This window comes from Neobacillus cucumis (genome assembly GCF_023715505.1).
This window is the reverse complement of sequence record NZ_JAMBOH010000007.1, coordinates 235,582-256,739: the sequence shown is the minus strand read 5'-3', so window position 1 is coordinate 256,739 and position 21,158 is coordinate 235,582. Positions and strand designations below refer to the sequence as shown.

Sequence of the window (21,158 nt, the reverse complement as noted above, 5' to 3'; positions counted from 1 at the left end):
GGAAGGAAAGTGGAAATTATGAACTTCCAATTATCTGAGGATATTAAATTTTTAAAACAAAGTATTCGCGATTTTGTTGATAACGAAGTAGATCCGCTTGCAATGAAAATTGAAGAAAAGGATGAAATTCCTGAAAAAATTATGAACATGTCTAAGGAAATGGGCTTGTTTGGATTAAGCATCCCGGAAGAATACGGCGGAACGGGAATCGGAATGGTTGGCAAGTGTGCGATTTACGAGGAATTAGGCAGAACACATAATGGATATACCACCGTCATCGGTGCCCATACAGGGATCGGTTCTGTTGGGATCGTAGAGATGGGAAATGAAGAACAAAAGAGGAAATATTTGCCAAGAATGGCAAGAGGGGAAATGATCGGTGCCTTTGCTTTGACAGAACCTAGTGCTGGATCACATGCAACGAACCTGAAAACAACCGCGGTAAGAAAAGGAGATAAATATATCTTAAATGGGAGCAAACATTACATTACCAACGCGCCTATCGCGGATGTCTTTACGGTTATGGCCGTAACAGATCCATCAAAAGGAGCAAAAGGAATTACCTCCTTTATCGTAGAGAAAGACTTTCCTGGGTTCACAGTCGGAAAAAAAGAAAAGAAAATGGGTCTTCACGGATCCCATTCCGCTGAAATTTTCTTTGAGGATTGTGAAGTCCCTGTAGAAAATGTGCTTGGTCAAGAGGGACAAGGGTATGTTAATGCTTTAAAAATACTTGCCAATGGCCGGGCAGGGCTTGCAGCAAGAAACCTAGGCTCTTGCGATAAACTGTTAGAAATGTCTATTCAACATGCAAATTCAAGAATTCAGTTTGGCAAACCGATTTTTGAACAACAAATTATTCAACATTATTTAGCTGACATGGCTCTTGAGATAGAAGCCTTAAGAAGCATGACCTACCGAGTGGCCTGGATGGTAGACCAAGAGATGAAGGTCATTAAGGAAGCGGCCATGGTAAAACTGCTCGGTTCAGAGGTTTATAATCGTGTCGCAGATAAAGCCGTGCAGATTCATGGGGGAATTGGTTATATTGCTGAATTCCCTGTGGAACGTTTCTATCGGGATGCAAGAATAACCAAGATTTACGAAGGTACATCCGAAATCCAGAAAAATATTATTGCAGCGCAGTTAAAACGGGAATATCTCTAAATTTGTAGAATAGGAGGATTTCAGAATATGAATATTTTAGTTTTAGTGAAACAGACCTTTGATACGGAAGAGAAAATTGTGATCCAAAATGGAAAAATTAGTGAGGAAAATGTAGAGTTTATCCTTAATCCGTACGATGAGTATGCAGTTGAAGAAGCCGTTAAAATCAAGGAAGATTCAGGGGCAGAAATAACTGTATTGACGGTTGGGGCGGCTCGATCTGAGAGCGTTTTGAGAACAGCACTTGCTATGGGAGCAGACAAAGGGATCTTCGTTGAATTGGAGGAAGAGGCAGACGAGTATGCCATCGCCAAAATCATCAAAGCGGCAATTAAAGGGCAGGAATACGATTTAGTGTTCGGAGGAAATATGGCGGTAGATTCCGGATCAGGCCAAGTCGCCATTCGGGTGGCTGAAGAATTAGGTATCCCTCAAGTCGCAGCGATTACCAAACTCTCTCTTGATGGCAGTAAGGCAATCGTCCAACGTGATATTGAGGGAGATGTAGAAGTGATTGAAGTAAATCTCCCATTCCTGGCAACAGCTCAACAAGGATTAAACGAGCCGCGTTATCCTTCCCTGCCAGGGATTATGAAAGCAAAGAAAAAGCCTCTTGAACTTTTCACATTAGAGGATCTGGAGTTATCTGAAGATGACTTAACTAATCGAACAACTATTCAAGATCAATATTTGCCGCCAAAAAAACAAGCAGGAAAAGTTTTAGAAGGCGAAATTGGCCAACAAGTTCATGACCTTGTTAATCTGCTTCGCAGTGAAGCAAAAGTAGTCTGATTAGGTTATTATGGAGGGAAAATCACATGAGTAAAAATGTACTTGTTTTTGTAGAAAGCAAAGATGGAAAGCTTCGCAATGTCTCTTTTGAAGCCTTGACATCAGCCAGGCAGCTGGCGAATGGAGGTAAAGTCACTGCCGTGTTATTTGGTACAGGAGCAACTGAATTTATAAAGGAAGTAAGTCAATACGGATCCGATAAAGTATATGTTCTGGAAGACGCAGCCCTGGAAACCTATACAACCGATGCATACACCCAGGCATTATGTCAGGTCATTGAGGAAGTGCAGGCCGAAGTCATTCTCATGGGACATACAGCCATTGGAAAAGACGTGGCTCCAAGAGTGGCTGCAAGATTAGGTGCTGGACTCGCTTCAGACTGCACAGGGGCAGATTTGGAGAATGGCGACATCATCTTTACTCGTCCTATTTATGCAGGGAAGGCTTTTCAAAAGAAGGCATTTAACCAGGGTAAGGTGTTTGCCACACTAAGGCCGAATAACTTTGAGATACAAGAAAACCCTGTCGTTGCTGAGGTTGTTCCATTCCAGCCGGTTATTAAAGATTTACGAACAATTGTTAAAGAAATCGTTCGCAAAACGTCTAGTGGAGTGGATTTGAGTGAAGCAAAAGTAATCATATCCGGCGGCCGCGGCGTGAAAAGCAAGGATGGATTCAAACCTCTTCAGGAATTAGCTGAAGTTTTAGGCGGCGCAGTCGGAGCTTCACGAGGAGCATGTGATGCTGAGTTTTGTGATTATGCTTTACAAATTGGACAAACAGGAAAAGTGGTAACTCCCGATTTATATATAGCTTGCGGGATTTCCGGTGCCATTCAGCATTTGGCTGGAATGTCCAATTCTAAAGTTATTGTGGCCATCAACAAGGATCCGGAAGCTCCGATTTTCCAAGTAGCGGACTACGGAATAGTTGGCGATTTGTTCGAAGTGGTGCCTCTTTTAACGGAAGAATTTAAAAAAGTAGTGGTTCCTTGTTAACTATCAAGCTACAGGATATGTATGTTGAAAAATGACGGTTATTTAAGTCCCCTCTTAAAGAATAAGTGGGGACTTATCCTCAAACCTAGTATCTCCTTACAATATGATATGGGTAATAGAATAATTTCCCGCCAATATAAAAGTTCTAATCTTTTTTTCTATTATTATTTAATCTGGAACGTAATCGAAACTGACTAAGAATGAACAATGGAGGTAACAGGATGTTATTACTGCTGAATTTTCTTGCTTTCCTAGCCGTGACAGGATATGCGGTTTATCTGTTTGCCCAACTCATTTACAGCCGATATTTGTTTGTGAAGCTTGGTAAAAAAGTTGATTTTGAGCCCAACCTCAAAGAACGAATCAATGCGGTGTTAGTGAATGTGTTTGGCCAGCGAAAATTGTTTAAGGACAAGAAAAGCGGTCTTATGCACTTAATATTGTTTTATGGTTTTTTTATCATCCAGGTAGGACTCGTTGAAATCATTATAAAGGGATTTATCAGAGGTTATGAATTCCCTTTCGGCGGCGCCTATAAATATTTCAGTCTCTTGCAGGAGTGGACTGTATTCCTCATGTTGTGTGCGATGATATATGCTTTTTATCGCCGTTATATTGAGAAGCTGAAGCGGTTGCAATTGAAGCGGGATGCCAAAGCTGCGTTTGTTATTATTGCTCTCATTACGCTGACACTAGAGATCCTGCTTACGTTGGGATTTGAAAAGATTATGCTGGGGCAAAGTCCCGATTTCTCCCATGCTCCATTCTCCGGAGTGATTACGGCAGCGTTCTCCGGCATTGGAGAGACGGCAGGTACCGTACTGTTCTACGTATTTTGGTGGCTGCATCTGTTAACCGTGTTATCTTTCATGGTGTTTGTACCGCAGTCGAAGCAAGCGCATGAATTGTTCGCGATGTTTAATATCTTTTTCAAGGAGGTCGGTCCTGTTGGAAAATTGAGAAAGATCGATTTTGAAGACGAAGCAGTAGAGGAATACGGGGTCGGTAAAATTGAGAATTTTACCCAACAGCAGCTAATCGATTTGTATGCATGTGCAGAATGCGGGCGCTGTACAAATATGTGCCCGGCTTCAGTAACCGGGAAGACATTATCTCCCATGCACCTGATCGTTAAGATGAGGGATCATTTAACAGAGACAGGAGCCTCCATTACTTCCCGTAGTCTATGGCTGCCTAGTTTTGTTTCCGGCACTTCTGCATTAGCCCCTTCATTAACAGCTGGACCCGCTGCACAGGAAACGGCATCAACAGTTGAAATGCCTAATTTGATCGGAGATGTAATTACCGAGGAAGAATTATGGGCTTGTACGACATGCCGGAATTGTGAGGACCAATGTCCGGTGGCTAACGAACATGTGGATAAAATCATTGATTTGAGGCGTTTCTTGGTGATGACCGAAGGCAGTATGCCTCATGAGGCTGCACGTTATTTTCAAAATATTGAGCGGCAAAGCAATCCATGGGGAATTAATCGGAAGGAGCGTATCAAGTGGCGCGAGGAGCGTGAAGATATCCATGTTCCAACGGTCAATGAGATAGAAGAATTTGAATATCTGTTTTGGGTTGGATCGATGGGATCTTTTGATAAAAGAAGTCAAAAGATTGTGCAGTCATTTGCGAAAATTATGAACAAGGCAGGTATTAACTTTGCCATTCTTGGTAACGAAGAGCGAAATTCTGGAGATACAGCACGTAGAATGGGGAATGAATTCTTATTTCAGCAATTATGCCAGGAGAATATTGCTAACTTTCAGGCCTATGGTGTGAAGAAAATCGTAACCATCGATCCTCACGCTTTTAACACCTTTAAACATGAATATCCCGAGTTTGGTTTGGAAGCGGAGGTTTATCACCATACTGAGTTGATTTGGACGTGGATCCAGGAAGGCCGGATTAAGCCGGTGAAGGAGGTCAAGGAAGCAATTGCCTATCATGATTCCTGTTATCTTGGCCGCTATAACAATATCTATGATATCCCACGAAACATACTTAAATCTGTTCCCGGCGTAAAAATCTTAGAGATGGAACGGAATAAAGAAAACGCCATGTGCTGTGGAGCCGGCGGCGGCAGAATGTGGATAGAGGAAACCCAGGGGAAACGGATTAACGTAGAACGTGTCGAACAAGCGCTCGGGCTTAGTCCAACGATGATCGGGAGTAATTGTCCGTACTGCTTGACCATGTTAACCGATGGGACGAAAGCAAAAGAAGCAGAAGAACAAGTTAGAACAATGGATATAGCGGAGATTGTTGAACGTTCATTGGCGGGATAGTAGTTTGCAAGGAGTGCTCATATAAAATGAGCAGCTATTTCTATCAATACAACAGGAAAAGTGATCTTGTTGCATTGTACTAAAGACCCTTTTCAATCAAGGAGTGAATCTTAAAATGGAATATCAAAATATTTTAGTAGAACTAGAAGAACAAATTGGGATTATTAAGCTCAACCGACCGGAAGTCAGGAATGCATTGGATGCTCAAACCTTGACGGAAATAAGCTGTGCTTTGGAAACTCTGGAAAATGATGAAGGAGTAGGCGTAATCGTTATTACGGGAGCTGGGGAAAAATCATTTGCGGCTGGAGCTGATATCAGGCAGCTAAGAGAAAAGCAGCCATTAGATGCTCTCATTCCTGGGATGTCCGGTGTTTACCGCAGAATCGAAAATTGTAACAAAGTAACGATTGCCGCTATTAACGGATTCGCATTGGGTGGGGGCTGTGAACTGGCAATGGCCTGTGATATTCGTATCGCTGCTGATCATGCAAAATTCGGGCTCCCGGAACTTAATTTATCCATCATTCCCGGAGCGGGAGGAACGCAGCGCTTAGCCCGAATCATAGGAAAGGGAAGAGCAGTAGATATGATTTTGACTGGCGAAATGTTAACAGCCAAGCAGGCAGAGGATATTGGGTTAGTTTCTAGGGCCGTTCCGATGGAAGAATTGTGGCAGGCGGTAAAAGCGAAAGCTGAAAAGATTTTAGCAAAGGGACCGTTTGCTGTCAGAATGGTCAAACTCGTTATTAATCATGGATTTGATGCTAATATGGACACGGCGCTTGTGATTGAAAAACTGGCACAGTCCGTATTGTTTGGGTCTCAGGATAAACAAGAGGGGACACAAGCATTTCTAGATAAAAGGCAGGCTCTCTTTAAAGGAATGTAAGAGGATAATTGCAAACAAAAACATAAAGGAAGGAAAGAAAAAAAGCAGCTCCGAAAACACAATTTTCATCTTGTGGTTGGGGCTGCTTGCCGTTTCCTTTTCTTTAAGGTCGATATGGTTGTTTAGTACTGGAACAGCAACCTTATTTAATTCAATGAAGTGGTAGCTTTATTCTCAATTATTTGGCTTCTGGTTTCTCTTTTCCCATAGAATCAAATAATTGTGTAGATGATAAGGCATTGAATGGTAAAGTTACATTGTGTTTAAGCCCTTCGTTATAAGCCGCCTTTAAGTCTTTAAGTAAAACAGCCAAGGCAGTGTCTGCTGTCCATTCAGACACATCCTTCCAATTTCTAACTACCCAGCTATCACCTGTACTAACATGTAACAAGTTTAATAACTCTTGTTGAGGTAAGTTATAGTGTTTTCCTAATTTAAGTCCTTCAGCTAGAGCATTCATGTTAATACCTAGAATCATGTTATTAACTAATTTTGCTACTTGGCTGTTGCCTGGATTCCCGCCATAGTAGAATATATTGGACCCAATCGCATCAAAGTATGGTTGGAAGGATTTCACAATGTCTTCTGAACCGGATGTCATAATCGATAATGTTCCAGCTTGAGCACCTGAAGCACCACCACTTACCGCAGCGCTAATTAATTTCAAATCACTTTCCTCTTCGACTTTTTTGCCTAATTGATTCATAGTATCAGGGTCAAGTGTACTCATGACAATGATAGTTTTATCTTTAGGTTGAGCAGATAATAGACCGTTTTCACCAAAAATGACGTCAACATTTTGGGCATAGTCACGAACCATTGAGATAATCGCTTCGTCAGCTTGTTCCGCCACTTCTTTTAAAGTTTCTACCATTGTTATTCCAGCAGCACTTGCTTTCTCATAAACACCTTTAAAGGCATCATAACCGATTACTTCAAAACCAGCTTTGTTTAAATTAACGGCCATCGGGAAGCCCATTGTTCCTAATCCTACAAATCCAATTTTTTTACTCATGATTAATTCCTCCTATCCTACCTTGTTTTTTGTAATTTTTATATTTTTGTTCACATTTTGTTCACACTTAGTATACATCGCTTATTTATATGAGTAAAATGAATAATACGAATAAAATATATGTATATATTTCATAGGTTGGATATAATGTTCATGGAAATTGATCACCTCACTTCCTTTATTGTATCCAAATACAAAAGTTTACGAAGTTTCAAAATCCCTCCATTTGTTGTCATAAAGGAAACATATTCCTTCTACAAAATCATGAAAAAAAGGAATACATTACATGAGTTATATGTATTTTACGAATAACAAAAACTGCGTTATAGTGATTTTTGTGACATGCAAATACCGTTTTAGGAGGAAAATAACATGGAAAAAGATCGTTACCAAAGAGGATTAGATATTATAAATGAGATTACTGTAACAGATAACAAGGAAATTGGAACACATATGGATATAGTAGCCGCATTTAAAGATATTGCACCTGATTTAGAAAGTTATATTGTTGAATTCGCCTTTGGAGATATTTATTCAAGAGAGGGCACAACTCCACAACAAAAAACGATTGCCACAATCGCTTCTCTTGTAGCTCTAGGTACGGAGCCGCAATTGGAATTGCATATCAACGTAGGAATTACAATTGGATTAACTCCAAAAGAAATTGTTGGAACGATCGTGCACTTGATTCCCTATACAGGCTTCCCTAAGGTCTTGAATGCTCTAAGAATTGTTAAAAAAGTCTTTGCTCAAAGAAATGTAAAAATGAACGATAAAGAAATGCAGCCACAGCAATAAAACAGCTAAAACGCCACCTGCTAACACAGGTGGTGGATTTATTTATCTGACATTGTGAATAAATACACAAAGGTTTTAAAAATGAAGCAGAATATAATTAAGAGAGCAGGAGGATATTAAGTGAGGAATGCAAGTGAAAAACTATGGACAAAAGATTTTGTTATTATGTCCATCATCAACTTCATCAATATGATTATTTTTTATTTATTAATGGTTACAATGGCATCCTATGCTGTAAAAGAGTATCATGCCTCTGTGTCACAAGCTGGTCTTGTAGCCGGTATTTATATTGTCGGTACATTATTAGGCCGAATCGTTACAGGTCGAATTATTAACAAAGTCGGCACGAAAAAAATATTAATGATTGGTTTAATTCTATTCCCTATAACAATGTCATTCTATTTTATTCAAGCGGGGATTATCGTATTGATCATTAGCCGCCTGGTAAATGGTTTCGCAGTTGGGATTGCTTCTACCGCTACAAGTACAGTCGTAGCGCAAATTTTACCAACTTCTCGTAAAGGTGAAGGAATTGGTTACTTCAGTATGAGTTCAACTCTTGGAACAGCCATCGGACCATTCTTCGGTTTGTTGTTGAGCCAACACACTACTTATTTTGTTATTTTCATGTTGTGTATGGTTTTTGCCATTTTAGCGCTAGTCTGTGCCCTTTTTGCAAAAATATCGAAAATCCAAGCACATACGGTTCAAGAAGAAAAAGGCTTTCATATTTCTCAATTTATTGATGGTAAAGCACTTCCTATTTCCATTTTGACGTTATTATTTGCATTAGGCTATGCAAGCCTTATTGCTTTCCTTAATTTCTTTGCAGAAGAACGTGATTTACTTAGTGCATCAAGCTTTTTCTTCTTAGCATACGCTATAGCAGTTCTTCTCACACGTCCATTTACAGGTCGTCTTATGGATACAAAAGGTGCTAACTATATTGTATATCCATGTGCCATTTTATTTGGAGCAGGTTTAATTCTTTTAAGTATCTCGCATAGTGCATTCCTTCTATTACTTTCAGGCGCTATCATTGGTATTGGTTTTGGTAATATTTCTTCTGCCTTTCAAGCTCTTTCGATTAAAGTAACGACGCCAGAAAAAGTGGGATTAGCTACTTCCACATACTTTATTGGTTTAGATATAGGTCTTGGCTTCGGCCCTTATTTCTTAGGGTATTTAGTACCATCCCTTGGCTACAGCAATTTGTATGTATGGTTAGGTATTTTTATGTTTGTCCTCATTGTTTTTTATCTATTCTTACATGGTCGGAAGGACCATTTAGTAGTAAATAAGAATGAAATTCGTTTAAAAGAGATAGCGCCTAATTAATTTCAAAATGTTAATTTGAAACAAAGTTTGATTAAAAATAGATCCCTAGCCGTGATTTACTTTCACATTGGAAGCTCTCGTTTTGATTAATCATTATTAAACGAGTGCTTCTTTTGATCTATTGTTGAATAGATTTTAATAAAAACTTTACTGACGGATAGACTGCGCCACTGAAAAACTAGTAATACTTTTATCATTTTAGTGATTCAGGAGGTAATTCAGCTGAAATATACTGGATAAATTCACGAACTGCAGGTGAAACGTACTTCTTTTTTTTGGAAATAAATCCTAACTCCCAAGGGAAGCTTGGATTGACAATCGGAATCGCCTTGATTAAATCTTGATCGACTTTACCTGCAATGGGTCTTGGGAAAATCGAAATCCCTAAGTTTTCGCCAATCATTCCACTAATAAAATCCCACTCAGAACTTTCATAAGCAATTTCCGGACGAAAGCCAGCTCGTTCGCATTCTTGAATAATGATGTCATGAATAGCAAATTCTTTCTTAAATAGAATAAAGGTTTCATTTTGTAACTCTTTCATTTCTACTTTTTCCCTCTGTGCTAATGGATGGGAATGATGGACGAAGAGCGACAGTTCTTCGTGAACAAAGGGAACAACATTAAACTCCTTTTCATCCACCGGCAGCATAACCACACCAAGATCTAATTTTCCATCACTGACTTCCTGTTTAACCTTTCTTGAATCATCTTCAAAGAGTTTTATTTTGATATCGGGGTAAAGGTTATTGAACCCTTTAATGATTTTTGGGAAAAATAAAAAACCAATTATTGGCGGTATGCCGATTTTTATTTTGCCTTTTTTTAAATTCATTAAATCATAAAGGTGGATAGATAAATCATTAAGCGATTCCATGATCATTTCCCCTTCCGCCAAAACGATTTCGCCTGCTTCCGTTAATTCAATGTTCTTTGCGGAACGGTCAATCAGTTCTACATTTAATTCTTCTTCCAAACTTTTGACTACTTTACTTAGTGTAGACTGTGACAAATGGAGGGATTTCGAAGCTTTAGTAAAACTTTTGTATTTGGCTACTTCAATAAAGTAGGTGAGATGACGTATGTCCATGAATGTAATCTCCAATCTATGAAATATATACATATGTTATATTCTTATAATTCATTTTACTCATATAAATAGACGCTGTATACTAAGTGTGAACAAATTGTGAACAAAACTGAAGATTACTGTGTAATTTTTCGTAAATTGTGATAGTTGATTTTTCCTCTATTAATATATAAATTAATAATATTCAGAATAATTAAGAGGTGAGAAATATGTCCCTTGTTCCTTTTTCAGACCCGGTATCAAAAAATGATATTGTTCTACTCAGAAAAAAATTTCATGAGAAATGGAAAGACTTCTTCTTCAATCCATTTCAAATCGGGCAGCAGCCTGCGGAATTAACGGAAGTAAGAGATGTAATTTTACAATCTTGGAGCCGGAGTAAGCAATATAAGGATCTGAATCCAATGATTCAGGGGTCAGTAAAAAATATCTCCGATGAAGAGCTCAAAGAAATAAGAGGAAAAAATGAAGTTTTTGATCTAGCGCAGCCAGTACTTAAACAGGCGGGGCAAGAACTTTCTAATGATAAACATGTACTCATGATTTGTGACAGTGATGGCATAATTTTAGATCATTATGGGGATCGGCCTGTAGCTCGTCATATAGGGAACTCAGTGAATGCAAATAATGGGGCTCTGTGGTCAGAGCGGTGGGCCGGTACTAATGCAATTGGTACCTCAATTATTTTGAAACAGCCTGTTCAAATTTTTTCTTCCGAACATTTTTCTCATAGCTGCCATGAATGGGTATGCTCAGCAGCCCCTATTTTGGATCCGCTTACAAGTGAGTTATTAGGAATAATCAACATCTCTACAACTAGTGATAGTTACCATACTCTTAGTATGATGAAAACCGTCGGAATCGTGAATCAAATAGAAAGGCTTCTATTTCACAATTACTACCAAGCACGTGAAATGATGCAAAATATTTATATTGAAGCGATTAGTAAATGGAAAAACCAGATTGTTATCTTATGTAACTCAAAAGGGGAAATAGTAAGGATCAACAGTGATTCTCAGGTCGATGAGTTATCCATATTCATGTCACGTACAGTAGAAAACAATGAATTAACCATGAAAAAGGAATGGGAGGATGAAGTAACGATTCAGGGCGGTCCCTATCAGGCAATCTTCAAAAGAATTCTTTGGTACGATAGATTCATAGGTTTGATTTGTATATTAGAGAAAAAGAATCGAATAAGTCATTCAACTGCCCACCATAATCACTATGCAAAGTACTCTTTACAAAGCTTAGTTGGCAAATCAGAAGCATTTAAAAGTACCATTCAACTAGCTCGAGTTGCGGCCTCAAGTGATTCTAATGTTTTGATTACCGGAGACAGCGGCACGGGGAAAGAGTTAGTTGCCAGCGCCATCCATCAGGCAAGCAACAGATCTGATTATCCTTTTATTGCTTTGAATTGTGCTGCTATACCCAAGGATTTGCTTCCTAGTGAGCTTTTTGGATATGTGGCTGGTGCCTTTACAGGTGCTAATCCGAAAGGAAGCATAGGAAAGTTTGAATTGGCGAATAAAGGAACACTTTTCCTGGATGAATTAGGGGATATGCCTCTGGATTCACAAGTACAACTGCTTCGGGTGATTCAAGAGCAAGAAATTATCCGAATCGGGGATAAGACTCGTATCCCAATAGATGTTCGTGTCATTGCAGCGACCAATAAAAATCTTCCTGAAGATATAGCAGCGGGGAAATTTCGTAAGGATCTTTATTACAGGCTTAATGTCTTTCACATTGAATTACCAGCATTACGACATCGTTCAGAAGATGTTCCATTACTAGCTGAAAATTTTGTGCAAAAGCTTACCATTAAAAAACAGCACGGTCCGTACCACATAACGGATGAAGCAATGGACATATTAAGAAATTATTGTTGGCCTGGAAATATTCGTGAGTTGGAAAATGTGATGGAATATGCAGTTAATTTTTCAGCCAACGGTATCATCACCCCTGAAAGTCTACCAAAACATATCCATAACCAACAGACCTTACCTATTAATACTTTGAAAATAAATCCCGTTAATCAGGCTGAATTAGACTGGATTAAACAAGCGTTAAAACGTTCACAGATGAACGTCACGGATGCAGCGAAAGAATTAAACATGAGCCGAAGCACCCTTTATCGAAAATTAAAAAAATTGGGTTATGATATCAAAAGTTTAAAGTAGCAGAATAAGCAAATCATTTTAATCTTTCAATAACAAAAAGGAGGCTTTTTACCTAAAGCCTCCTTTTTGTTATTGTTAGAAACTCTTTCTCTTCCCAAACCATGCATACAACAACATAACCTTAATTTTTAGCAGCTTCGTGAGTGTAGCAATAATGAGAAAATTTGTCGCAAAATTAAGAATAGCTGGATATATAGGGGTTGTTTACTCTATTTTTTAAAATTAACTGTTTCAAATTTACTACACTAAAAAAACACACACAAAAAAAAACGGAAAATTCCTCAAAATTTAGTTTGGCACGATAATTGCATATTAATTAAGTGATTCATCTAAGAAGCCTAAAAAGATGAAACCGTATTCAATAGAAATGTGAAAATTAGCTGAAATATTAAGGAGGAAACCAATTATGAAATCAATGGAGCAAAAAACTAAAACTGTATCAAAGGAAGCAGATTACTTGAGAGCACTGTACCAGGATTGGAGCGACCGTATGGAGGCCAATCCGAACATGACGATAGCTGACTTCCGTAGTCTCTTTGATGAATGGGAAAAACCTACATTAGAGCCTGAAGATGTGACGTATAAGACCGACACTGTCGGCGGCGTTGATGTGATCTGGGCCTATCCAATCGGGTGCGACAAATCAAAAGTATTAATCTACACTCACGGCGGCGGGTTTGCCGTAGGATCCTCATCAAGCCACCGCAAGCTGGCTGGTCATATGGCCAAGGCACTTGGCGTGTCCTCTGTGGTTTTGGATTACCGTCGCAGCCCGGAGAATCCTTTCCCGGCACAATTGGAGGATGCTGCTGCTGTTTACAAAGCCTTGCTTGCGTCCGGCATTAAGGCAAAGGATATCGGCACCATCGGCGACTCTGCAGGAGGAAATCTTGCCGTATCATCAGTGTTGAAATTCCGTGAATTGGGTCTTGAACTTCCAGGTTTCGTCATTGCTTTCTCGCCATGGCTCGATATGGAACTAACCGGCAGCACGCTGGAGAGTAATGCCGCTACCGATGCGCTAATCTCTGTCCCATTGCTTGAAGGGATGATTGCAATGTTCATTGGGGATGACAGTACGAAGGTTCGTGATCCATTAGCTAATCCGCTGCACGCTGATTTCAACGGCTATCCGCCGCTCTACATCAACGCGGGTGGAGCCGAAATGCTGCTTGACGACGCACGCCGCCTGCATGCACGCGCTGCTGAGGCTGGTGTACAAGCTACACTATCCGTTGTCGATGGAATGCAACATGTTTTCCCATTCCTAGCCGGACGCGCTCCTGAAGCGGATGAGGAAGTCAGCAGGATTGCAGCTTGGTATCGGGCACTGCAAAAATAAGGAATAACCTTTCAATGTCATGATGATTGTGAATCAAATGAAAACCAAATTGAAAATAAGAAATGGGGGGAAAAACGTTATGAATCAACGTAATAATCATAAGACAAAAGGGTTAGATTTCGATGCGGTTGTTGTTGGGGCCGGGTTTGGCGGCCTTTACGCTGTTCATAAACTCCGCAATGAACTTGGCCTAAACGTACGCGCCTATGATAATGGCTCTGATGTCGGCGGCACTTGGTACTGGAACCGCTATCCGGGAGCACTTTCGGATACCGAGAGCTTTCTCTACCGCCTCTCTTTTGACAAGGAACTGCTTGAGGAGGGGGATTGGAAGCACAATTACCTGACGCAGCCGGAAATCCTTGCCTATTTGAACACCGTTGCTGACCGTTTCGATCTGCGACGCAGCTATCAGTTCAACACCAAGGTTACAGCAGCCTATTTTAATGAAGAGACTAACTATTGGGAGGTCACCACTGATAAGGGTGAAACTGTCACTGCGAAGTTTCTTGTTACCGGGCTTGGGCTTCTTTCAGCAACGAATGTGCCGAATTTTAAGGGCAGGGAGACATTCAAGGGTGAACAATATCACACTGCTAGATGGCCAGGCTCAGGCGTTGACCTAAAGGGTAAACGAGTAGGCGTAATTGGTACTGGTTCAACCGGAGTTCAGGTAATTATTGCCATTGCCCCTGAGGTCGAGCATCTGACGGTTTTCCAGCGGACTCCGCAATACAGTGTACCGATTGGATTAAGGGTACAATCCGATGCTGAGAAAGCGGAAATAAAAGCAAATTACGAAGAAATATGGAAACAGGCGAAATCCTCAGCCGTGGCCTTCGGTTTTGAGGAAAGCACGGTATCAGCGGTTGAGGTTTCGAAAGAGGAACAAGAGCGTATATTTGAGGAGGCATGGAATACAGGAGGCGGATTCCGCTTTATGTTCGGTACCTTCAACGATATTGCCACCAATCCCGAAGCTAATGAGGCTGCGGCCAATTTCATCCGCAAGAAAATCCAAGAGATCGTTAAGGATCCTGAAACGGCACGCAAGTTGATGCCAACCGGTTTATATGCCAAACGTCCGCTTTGTGACAATGGATACTACAATACATTCAACCGGGACAATGTCTCACTCGTCGATGTAAAGGAGAACCCGATTGTGGAACTTACACCAAAAGGAGTGCGTACCACGGATGGCGAGTACGAATTGGATGTGTTGATATATGCCACCGGATTTGATGCGGTGGATGGCAACTATACCAAGATCGACATGCGCGGACGCGGTGGTGTCACGGTGCGCGATAAGTGGGCGGATGGACCGACTGGGTATCTCGGCATGACAAATACAGATTTCCCAAATCTGTTCATGATTCTCGGTCCAAACGGCCCTTTCACAAACCTGCCGCCAAGTATCGAAACTCAGGTCGAATGGATAGCGGACACCGTGAAGTACATGGTTGAAAACGACATTGCCACCATCGAACCAACACAGGAGGCGGAGGACGAGTGGATCACGACATGCCGCATAATCTCGGACCAAACGCTGTTTTCGAAGGGGGAATCGTGGATTTTCGGAGCGAACATCCCAGGCAAGAAGAACACGGTCATGTTCTATCTTGGAGGCTTGGGGAACTACAGAAAGGCCTTGGAAGAGGCGGGTTATAAGGGCTTTATTTTCGACCGCACCATGGCTAACGTGGAATAAATTAGTACTACTAACGGAGCCGGGGACAGTCCGGCCCGGCTCTAAAACACTGAACCCTATATTACACAGCTGATTGCTTTGAATGAACTGTTGTATCACCCAATGAATTTCTTTTATTAACTATTATACCCAAACCTGCATGGTAGTTATGACTGGATTAAGCCTAAAGGGTGTAAGAATCATGGAAATAAAAATTTATCCCCTGATTCCCGATCCCTACTTAACTATCAAACAATAAACGAGTGGAATAGGAGAATATTATGTATTTAAGTCAGCAAACTTTTAATTCTGCTTTACCTACAAATGTGATTTTTGGAGTAAACAGTGTCGAGGACATCTTAGCAGTAAAAATAAAGGAATTTAATAAATCAAAGGTTTTCATAGCCACTGATCCGGGGCTTGTTCAAGCTGGAATTCCAGATAAAATACAATCTCTTTTAAAAAAAAATGGGATTGATTCAATCGTATTTTCAGAAATCGAGCCAAATCCTCATGCCGTAACGGTCATGAAGGGGGCTCAAGTTTATAAGTCCGAATCATGTGACATGATACTCGCAGTTGGCGGAGGAAGTGCGATGGACTTCTCAAAAGCCGTTGGAGTAATTGTCAGTCATCCCGGCCATATCCTTGATTATCGCCGTGGTGAAAAACCAGTTGTGAACGAAATCCCAACGTTGTTTGCTATTCCTACAACAGTCGGTACTGGCTCTGAAATAACGACTGTTGCAGTGGTCACTGATCATGAGGCAGGCAGGAAATATGTTGTTGCTTCACCAGTATTGGCTCCTAAGATTGCATTTGTGGATCCAGTGTTAACCACTTCACTTCCACGCCATGTAGTTGCCACTACAGGAATGGATGCTTTAGTTCATGCACTAGAAGCCTTTACTTCTGTTAGTTCAACTCCAATAACTGAAGGCTTAGCCCTGCAAGCCATTAAAATGCTCAAAGATCATTTGCCACCAAGTTATGCACATCCTGATAACCTTGAAGCAAGATCACAAGTGCATTTAGCAAGTACCATTGCGGGTATGGCCTTTGGTCTTGGTGGCCTTGGTCTTGTTCATTCTTGTTCCCATCCGATGTCGGCTATTTACCATGTTCCGCATGGTCTGGCAAATGCGATTCTATTACCTTATGTTATTAAACACAATCTAATCTCAAACTATAAAAAATATGCAAATATTGCTAGAATCTTTGATCCTTCTTTAACCTTTGAAAATGATAAAGTAGCAGCGGAACAACTAGTAGTCTTACTAAATGATTTTACTCAATCACTAAATATACCAAAAGATTTTAGTTATTTAGGAATTGAATTTACAAAGGAAATGGTCGATCGTTTAGCGCATGATGCAATGGAAGATAAAGGGACCATTCCAAATAATCCGCGAAAAGTTTATAAAGAAGATGTTATTAAAATCTACAATAAGGTTTTACCATTATCTCAAGAAGGGGAATCAGCAAAATAATGTATATTAATGGAAAATGGATAGAAACGGATCAAGTATTAGAAGTCAAAAATCCTGCAAACGGCCTAGTTGTTGATAAAGTATTTTTGGTAGGAAAAGAAGAAACGAAACATGCAATAGAAGCAGCAAAAAATGCGTTCCCATTATGGTCTGGATTGACTGGTGAACAGAGAGGGGCTTATTTGCATAAAGTAGTTGAACTATTGGAGGAAAAAAAGGAGCACTTTGCCCAGACCATTACGAAAGAGATGGGTAAATCAATCCATAATGCTCGCTATGAAGTAGGGAATACAATTGCTTTCTTTAAGTGGTATGCGGAAGAGGCACGCCGTGTCTATGGGGATATCATCCCTGCATCTGCACCAAATAAAAGAATTTCTGTTATCAAGCAGCCAATTGGGGTTGTTGGGGCTATTACGCCATGGAATTTTCCGTTATCGATGGGAGCAAGGAAATTAGGGCCTGCATTAGCTGTTGGTTGTACGGTTGTATTGCGACCATCCCGTGAGGCACCTTTATCATCTCTAGAACTTTTTAAAGTGTTTGATGAGGCCGGTCTTCCAGAAGGTGTTGTGAACCTTGTCATTGGGAATTCTTCTGACATTGTTGGAGAACTAATGGCTAGTGACACGGTTCAAAAAATTTCATTTACAGGCTCCACAGAAGTTGGCCAAAAATTAATTCGTCAATCTGCTGACACTGTAAAACGGGTTTCGATGGAACTTGGTGGACACGCTCCATTTATCGTATTTGAAGATGCAGATATCGACCTTGCCATTGAAGGTGCTATTAGTAGTAAGTTTTCATCAACTGGTCAACAATGCGTTTGTACGAATCGTATTTACGTACATGATTCTATTTATGATACATTTGCACGCCGCTTTGCGGATAAAGTTTCATCGATGAGAATTGGTGATGGATTAGATGAAAGCACCCAGTTAGGTCCATTGGTGAATCAGGAGGGTGTTGATAAATCACATGATCATGTAATGGATGCTGTAGCTAAAGGTGCAGCTATTCTTTGCGGCGGGAAAGCATTAACTGAAAATGAATATAAGGATGGCTATTTTTATTCCCCAACTGTATTGGCAGAGGTAAACGAAGAGATGAAGATTACCTATGAAGAAACATTTGGTCCGGTAGCACCATTAATCCGTTTTAGTAATGAAGATGAGGTTGTCGAAAAAGCAAATAATACAGAGTATGGGCTGGCCTCTTATTTTTATACGAATGACCTTTCAAGAGTGCATCGCGTTTCAGAAAAGCTTGAATATGGAATGGTAGGAGTAAACGATCCCGCCCCATTTGCTGTTCAAGCACCATTTGGAGGAGTGAAACAAAGCGGATTAGGAAGAGAAGGCGGTAAATATGGTTTAGAAGACTATCTTGAAACAAAATTAGTTTCTGTAGCAATACGCAGTGAAAATCAGTAAAAGTTGGGAGTAGACATCGATGCATGCATTAGAAGGAATTAAAATACTCGATTTATCAAGAACATTAGCAGGCCCGTTTTCTACCATGTTGCTTGGAGATATGGGAGCTGATGTGATAAAAGTTGAGCAGCCTGGGCAAGGAGATGAGTCAAGGCGCTTCACTCCTCCTACGTGGAATGATGAAAGTTGCTATTATCTTAGTTCAAACCGAAATAAGCGAAGTATTACGGTCGATCTAAAAAGTGAAGAGGGAAAAGAAATTATTTATAAATTAGCGAAAGACGCTGATGTTTTAGTAGAAAATTTTCGAACAGGAACACTGGACAAGCTGGGTTATGGTTATGAAACTATGAAAAAAATAAATCCCCGTTTGGTGTATTGTTCGATATCAGGATTTGGCAGAACAGGTCCCGAAAGGAATAGAGCCGGCTACGACCTTCTTTTACAAGGGTTTGGAGGTTTAATGAGTATCACAGGTGATGCCAATTCAGGGCCGGCAAAAGCAGGTATGTCCATTGTAGATTTAACAACGGGGATGTTTGCTGCTTATGGAATTTTAAGTGCTTTATTCTCTGCACAAAGAACAGGAAAAGGACAATTTGTTGATGTAAGTTTGCTTGATGGACAAGTTGTATTGTTAAATCATCTGGCAACTGGATATCTTGCAACGGGTAAGCCTGCCGGAAGAATGGGATCAGCACATCCTTCGATTGTTCCCTACCAATCGTTTAGAGCAAAAGACATGGATATCATTTTGGCTGTAGCCAATGATCGATTATGGACAAAGTGCTGCCAGGCTTTCGAGTGGATTGACTTATTGGAAGATGCTCGTTTTGAAACAAATACAAAGCGAGTAGCCCATCGTCAAGAACTTATAAATATTATCTCTGAGAGACTGATTACGATGGAGAGCAAAGATATTTTTGAAAGGATGGATAATGCCGGGGTCCCATGTGGTCCAATACACACGATTGATCAAGTTCTCAATCACCCTCAGGTTCGTGCAAGGGAAATGATGATTGATATTGAACATCCTAATGTAAAGAATTTGAAAGTGCCGGGATTTCCAGTTAAGTTATCGGATACTCCGTCTAATGTTCGACGCCACCCACCTTTGCTTGGAGAACACACAGACGAAATCTTAGAGGAACTTGGTTACTCCAGAGCACAAATTGAAAACCTAAAAAGTGGGAATGTAATATAATTTTGAATTTAAGACATATTGGTGGTTTCTTATTTAGACACTAGACCTAATAGGAAAGGGAGCTAAAATCCTGTACGGCGGCCATCCATTAACAAACGGTGACCATGCAAAAGGCAGTTATTACGCCCCTACTCAACTGATTGACGTAACATAGAATATGAAAATATGTTTCAAAGAAACTTTCGGCCCCGTAGCACCACTGATACGGTTCGCTTCAGAAGAAGAAGTCATAGAAAAGGCAAATCATCCTGAGTATGGGCGTAGTGAAAATCAGTAAAAAACGAAAGGATGAAAAGTATTATGTTGAAAAAAGATGTTCTAAAACAAATAACTACCCCACTAGGCGGGCCTGCCTTTCCGAAAGGACCATTTAAATTTAATAACCGTGAGTACTTAAATATTACCTATCGCACCGATCTCGATGCCTTAAAAAGGATCGTTCCCGAACCATTAGAAGTAGAAGAACCCTTTGTAAAGTTTGAAATCATGTATATGCCAGATGCGACTGGACTAGGTCGTTATACAGAATCAGGCCAGGTGATACCCGTTACATATAACGGTATAAAGGGAGAGTATTCACATTGTATGTATGTAGATAATCACCCTGCCATTGCTGTCGGTCGGGAAGCGAGTGCCTATCCGAAAAAGCTCGGAGCTCCCCGCTTATTTATTGATTCAGACACACTTGTTGGAACGGTTGATTATGGAAGCTTGCGCATAGCCAATGCAACTATGGGCTACAAGCATCAACCTCTTGATTTTGATAAAGCTAGAGAAGAAATTACGGCACCGACATTTATGCTTAAAATCATGCCAGATTTTGATGGAAAGCTAAGAATATGTGAACTCCTTCGAACACAAATTACTGATATAACCATCAAAGAAGCATGGACAGGCCCGGCTCGCTTACAACTATTTGAACACGCCTTAGCTCCTATGGCTGATCTTCCTGTACTTGAGGTGTTACATGCATCCCATATCTTAACCGACCTTACGGTTTCAACAGCGACTCGTGTCTACAATTATCTTGATGATGAGGAAACATACTCACCTTCAAAAACGGAGGAAGTTGAGGTCAGTCTGCAAAAATAATGCTAAGGAGAAACGGTACTCGTGAGGTAATTGCTCCGTTTACCAATCCCTTGGTAAACGGAGCAATTACAACGAATGCTTTATCAAGAATTAAGGGTTCTGCTTCAGAAGAAATGGATACTTTGCCCCATAACGGAGGGATTATTACCCTTCTTGCCGTAACAGGATTAACCCATAAAAAAGCCTATCTTATATTTTGCCATTACCGTGATAAAGCCTTAGCATGTTTCTTTGTGATCGCGGTATATAGCTTTACCTATAGGCTATAAACACCAATGAATTGGACACCTAAAAAAAAGAATGGAATCGCTACGATTCTATAATCGACTTGAGGTATATA

The 21,158-nt window shown here is 40.4% G+C and carries 17 protein-coding genes and 1 pseudogene; 16 read left to right on the top strand and 2 right to left on the bottom strand.

Annotated features, from left to right (window positions below):
• Window positions 1-18: 18 nt before the first annotated feature.
• From M3226_RS13180 to M3226_RS13160, 5 genes are all read left to right on the top strand, one after another.
• Entirely contained in the window at window positions 19-1,167 is a 1,149-nt protein-coding gene (locus tag M3226_RS13180; RefSeq protein ID WP_251566096.1) for an acyl-CoA dehydrogenase family protein, read from the top strand.
• A 27-nt stretch (window positions 1,168-1,194) separates the two neighbouring features.
• A complete protein-coding gene (locus M3226_RS13175; RefSeq protein WP_251566042.1) occupies window positions 1,195-1,959 on the top strand; it encodes an electron transfer flavoprotein subunit beta/FixA family protein in 765 nt (254 codons plus the stop codon).
• 26 nt (window positions 1,960-1,985) lie between these two features.
• Window positions 1,986-2,957, top strand: a complete 972-nt coding sequence (locus M3226_RS13170; protein WP_251566041.1) for an electron transfer flavoprotein subunit alpha/FixB family protein — start codon at window positions 1,986-1,988, stop codon at window positions 2,955-2,957.
• A 221-nt stretch (window positions 2,958-3,178) separates the two neighbouring features.
• Window positions 3,179-5,251, top strand: coding sequence for a (Fe-S)-binding protein (locus M3226_RS13165; RefSeq protein ID WP_251566039.1), 2,073 nt, complete (start codon window positions 3,179-3,181; stop codon window positions 5,249-5,251).
• Between the two features lie 115 nt (window positions 5,252-5,366).
• Window positions 5,367-6,143: an enoyl-CoA hydratase/isomerase family protein gene (locus M3226_RS13160; RefSeq protein ID WP_251566037.1), complete on the top strand. Its 777-nt coding sequence runs from the start codon at window positions 5,367-5,369 to the stop codon at window positions 6,141-6,143.
• Window positions 6,144-6,321: 178 nt separating this feature from the next.
• Here the strand turns inward: M3226_RS13160 and M3226_RS13155 are convergent, their stop codons facing one another.
• Complete coding sequence (locus tag M3226_RS13155; RefSeq protein WP_251566035.1) at window positions 6,322-7,158, bottom strand: NAD(P)-dependent oxidoreductase; 837 nt, start codon at window positions 7,156-7,158, stop codon at window positions 6,322-6,324.
• Window positions 7,159-7,530: 372 nt separating this feature from the next.
• Between M3226_RS13155 and M3226_RS13150 the strand changes: the two genes are divergently transcribed.
• Window positions 7,531-7,956 carry a carboxymuconolactone decarboxylase family protein gene (locus M3226_RS13150; RefSeq protein WP_251566025.1) on the top strand — a complete coding sequence of 142 codons (426 nt, stop codon included), beginning with the start codon at window positions 7,531-7,533 and terminating at the stop codon, window positions 7,954-7,956.
• A gap of 120 nt (window positions 7,957-8,076) precedes the next feature.
• Entirely contained in the window at window positions 8,077-9,294 is a 1,218-nt protein-coding gene (locus M3226_RS13145; protein WP_251566023.1) for an MFS transporter, read from the top strand.
• Between the two features lie 193 nt (window positions 9,295-9,487).
• Here the strand turns inward: M3226_RS13145 and M3226_RS13140 are convergent, their stop codons facing one another.
• The gene (locus M3226_RS13140; protein ID WP_251566021.1) at window positions 9,488-10,384 is read right to left on the bottom strand and encodes a LysR family transcriptional regulator; all 897 of its coding nucleotides are present in this window, start codon (window positions 10,382-10,384) and stop codon (window positions 9,488-9,490) included.
• 209 nt (window positions 10,385-10,593) lie between these two features.
• Between M3226_RS13140 and M3226_RS13135 the strand changes: the two genes are divergently transcribed.
• The 9 genes and pseudogenes from M3226_RS13135 to M3226_RS13095 all read left to right on the top strand — a co-directional run.
• Window positions 10,594-12,570: a sigma-54-dependent Fis family transcriptional regulator gene (locus M3226_RS13135; protein ID WP_251566018.1), complete on the top strand. Its 1,977-nt coding sequence runs from the start codon at window positions 10,594-10,596 to the stop codon at window positions 12,568-12,570.
• A 406-nt stretch (window positions 12,571-12,976) separates the two neighbouring features.
• Complete coding sequence (locus M3226_RS13130; protein WP_251566016.1) at window positions 12,977-13,912, top strand: alpha/beta hydrolase; 936 nt, start codon at window positions 12,977-12,979, stop codon at window positions 13,910-13,912.
• Window positions 13,913-13,991: 79 nt separating this feature from the next.
• Window positions 13,992-15,620, top strand: a complete 1,629-nt coding sequence (locus M3226_RS13125) for a flavin-containing monooxygenase (RefSeq protein ID WP_251566014.1) — start codon at window positions 13,992-13,994, stop codon at window positions 15,618-15,620.
• 260 nt (window positions 15,621-15,880) lie between these two features.
• Window positions 15,881-17,089 (top strand): iron-containing alcohol dehydrogenase family protein, encoded by a 1,209-nt coding sequence (locus M3226_RS13120; protein WP_251566012.1) that lies wholly within the window; start codon window positions 15,881-15,883, stop codon window positions 17,087-17,089.
• A complete protein-coding gene (locus M3226_RS13115) occupies window positions 17,089-18,522 on the top strand; it encodes an NAD-dependent succinate-semialdehyde dehydrogenase (protein ID WP_251566010.1) in 1,434 nt (477 codons plus the stop codon). Before M3226_RS13120 ends, M3226_RS13115 begins: the two co-directional genes overlap by 1 nt.
• Before the next feature lie 19 nt (window positions 18,523-18,541).
• Window positions 18,542-19,726 (top strand): CaiB/BaiF CoA transferase family protein, encoded by a 1,185-nt coding sequence (locus tag M3226_RS13110; protein ID WP_251566008.1) that lies wholly within the window; start codon window positions 18,542-18,544, stop codon window positions 19,724-19,726.
• A gap of 157 nt (window positions 19,727-19,883) precedes the next feature.
• Entirely contained in the window at window positions 19,884-20,003 is a 120-nt protein-coding gene (locus tag M3226_RS32725; protein ID WP_374110591.1) for an aldehyde dehydrogenase family protein, read from the top strand.
• Between the two features lie 23 nt (window positions 20,004-20,026).
• Entirely contained in the window at window positions 20,027-20,818 is a 792-nt protein-coding gene (locus M3226_RS13100) for an acetoacetate decarboxylase (RefSeq protein ID WP_251566006.1), read from the top strand.
• Window positions 20,819-20,856: 38 nt separating this feature from the next.
• Window positions 20,857-21,087 (top strand): annotated as a pseudogene (locus M3226_RS13095) (GntP family permease); the annotation flags it as partial.
• Window positions 21,088-21,158 lie beyond the last annotated feature (71 nt).

Coding starts and splice junctions, on each gene's coding strand:
- M3226_RS13135 (WP_251566018.1), top strand. CDS start 10,594: ATGTCCCTTGTTCCTTTTTCAGACCCGGTATCAAAAAATGATATTGTT.
- M3226_RS13160 (WP_251566037.1), top strand. CDS start 5,367: ATGGAATATCAAAATATTTTAGTAGAACTAGAAGAACAAATTGGGATT.
- M3226_RS13170 (WP_251566041.1), top strand. CDS start 1,986: ATGAGTAAAAATGTACTTGTTTTTGTAGAAAGCAAAGATGGAAAGCTT.
- M3226_RS13175 (WP_251566042.1), top strand. CDS start 1,195: ATGAATATTTTAGTTTTAGTGAAACAGACCTTTGATACGGAAGAGAAA.
- M3226_RS13130 (WP_251566016.1), top strand. CDS start 12,977: ATGAAATCAATGGAGCAAAAAACTAAAACTGTATCAAAGGAAGCAGAT.
- M3226_RS13140 (WP_251566021.1), bottom strand. CDS start 10,384: ATGGACATACGTCATCTCACCTACTTTATTGAAGTAGCCAAATACAAA.
- M3226_RS13180 (WP_251566096.1), top strand. CDS start 19: ATGAACTTCCAATTATCTGAGGATATTAAATTTTTAAAACAAAGTATT.
- M3226_RS13120 (WP_251566012.1), top strand. CDS start 15,881: ATGTATTTAAGTCAGCAAACTTTTAATTCTGCTTTACCTACAAATGTG.
- M3226_RS13110 (WP_251566008.1), top strand. CDS start 18,542: ATGCATGCATTAGAAGGAATTAAAATACTCGATTTATCAAGAACATTA.
- M3226_RS32725 (WP_374110591.1), top strand. CDS start 19,884: ATGAAAATATGTTTCAAAGAAACTTTCGGCCCCGTAGCACCACTGATA.
- M3226_RS13165 (WP_251566039.1), top strand. CDS start 3,179: ATGTTATTACTGCTGAATTTTCTTGCTTTCCTAGCCGTGACAGGATAT.
- M3226_RS13100 (WP_251566006.1), top strand. CDS start 20,027: ATGTTGAAAAAAGATGTTCTAAAACAAATAACTACCCCACTAGGCGGG.
- M3226_RS13125 (WP_251566014.1), top strand. CDS start 13,992: ATGAATCAACGTAATAATCATAAGACAAAAGGGTTAGATTTCGATGCG.
- M3226_RS13115 (WP_251566010.1), top strand. CDS start 17,089: ATGTATATTAATGGAAAATGGATAGAAACGGATCAAGTATTAGAAGTC.
- M3226_RS13150 (WP_251566025.1), top strand. CDS start 7,531: ATGGAAAAAGATCGTTACCAAAGAGGATTAGATATTATAAATGAGATT.
- M3226_RS13155 (WP_251566035.1), bottom strand. CDS start 7,158: ATGAGTAAAAAAATTGGATTTGTAGGATTAGGAACAATGGGCTTCCCG.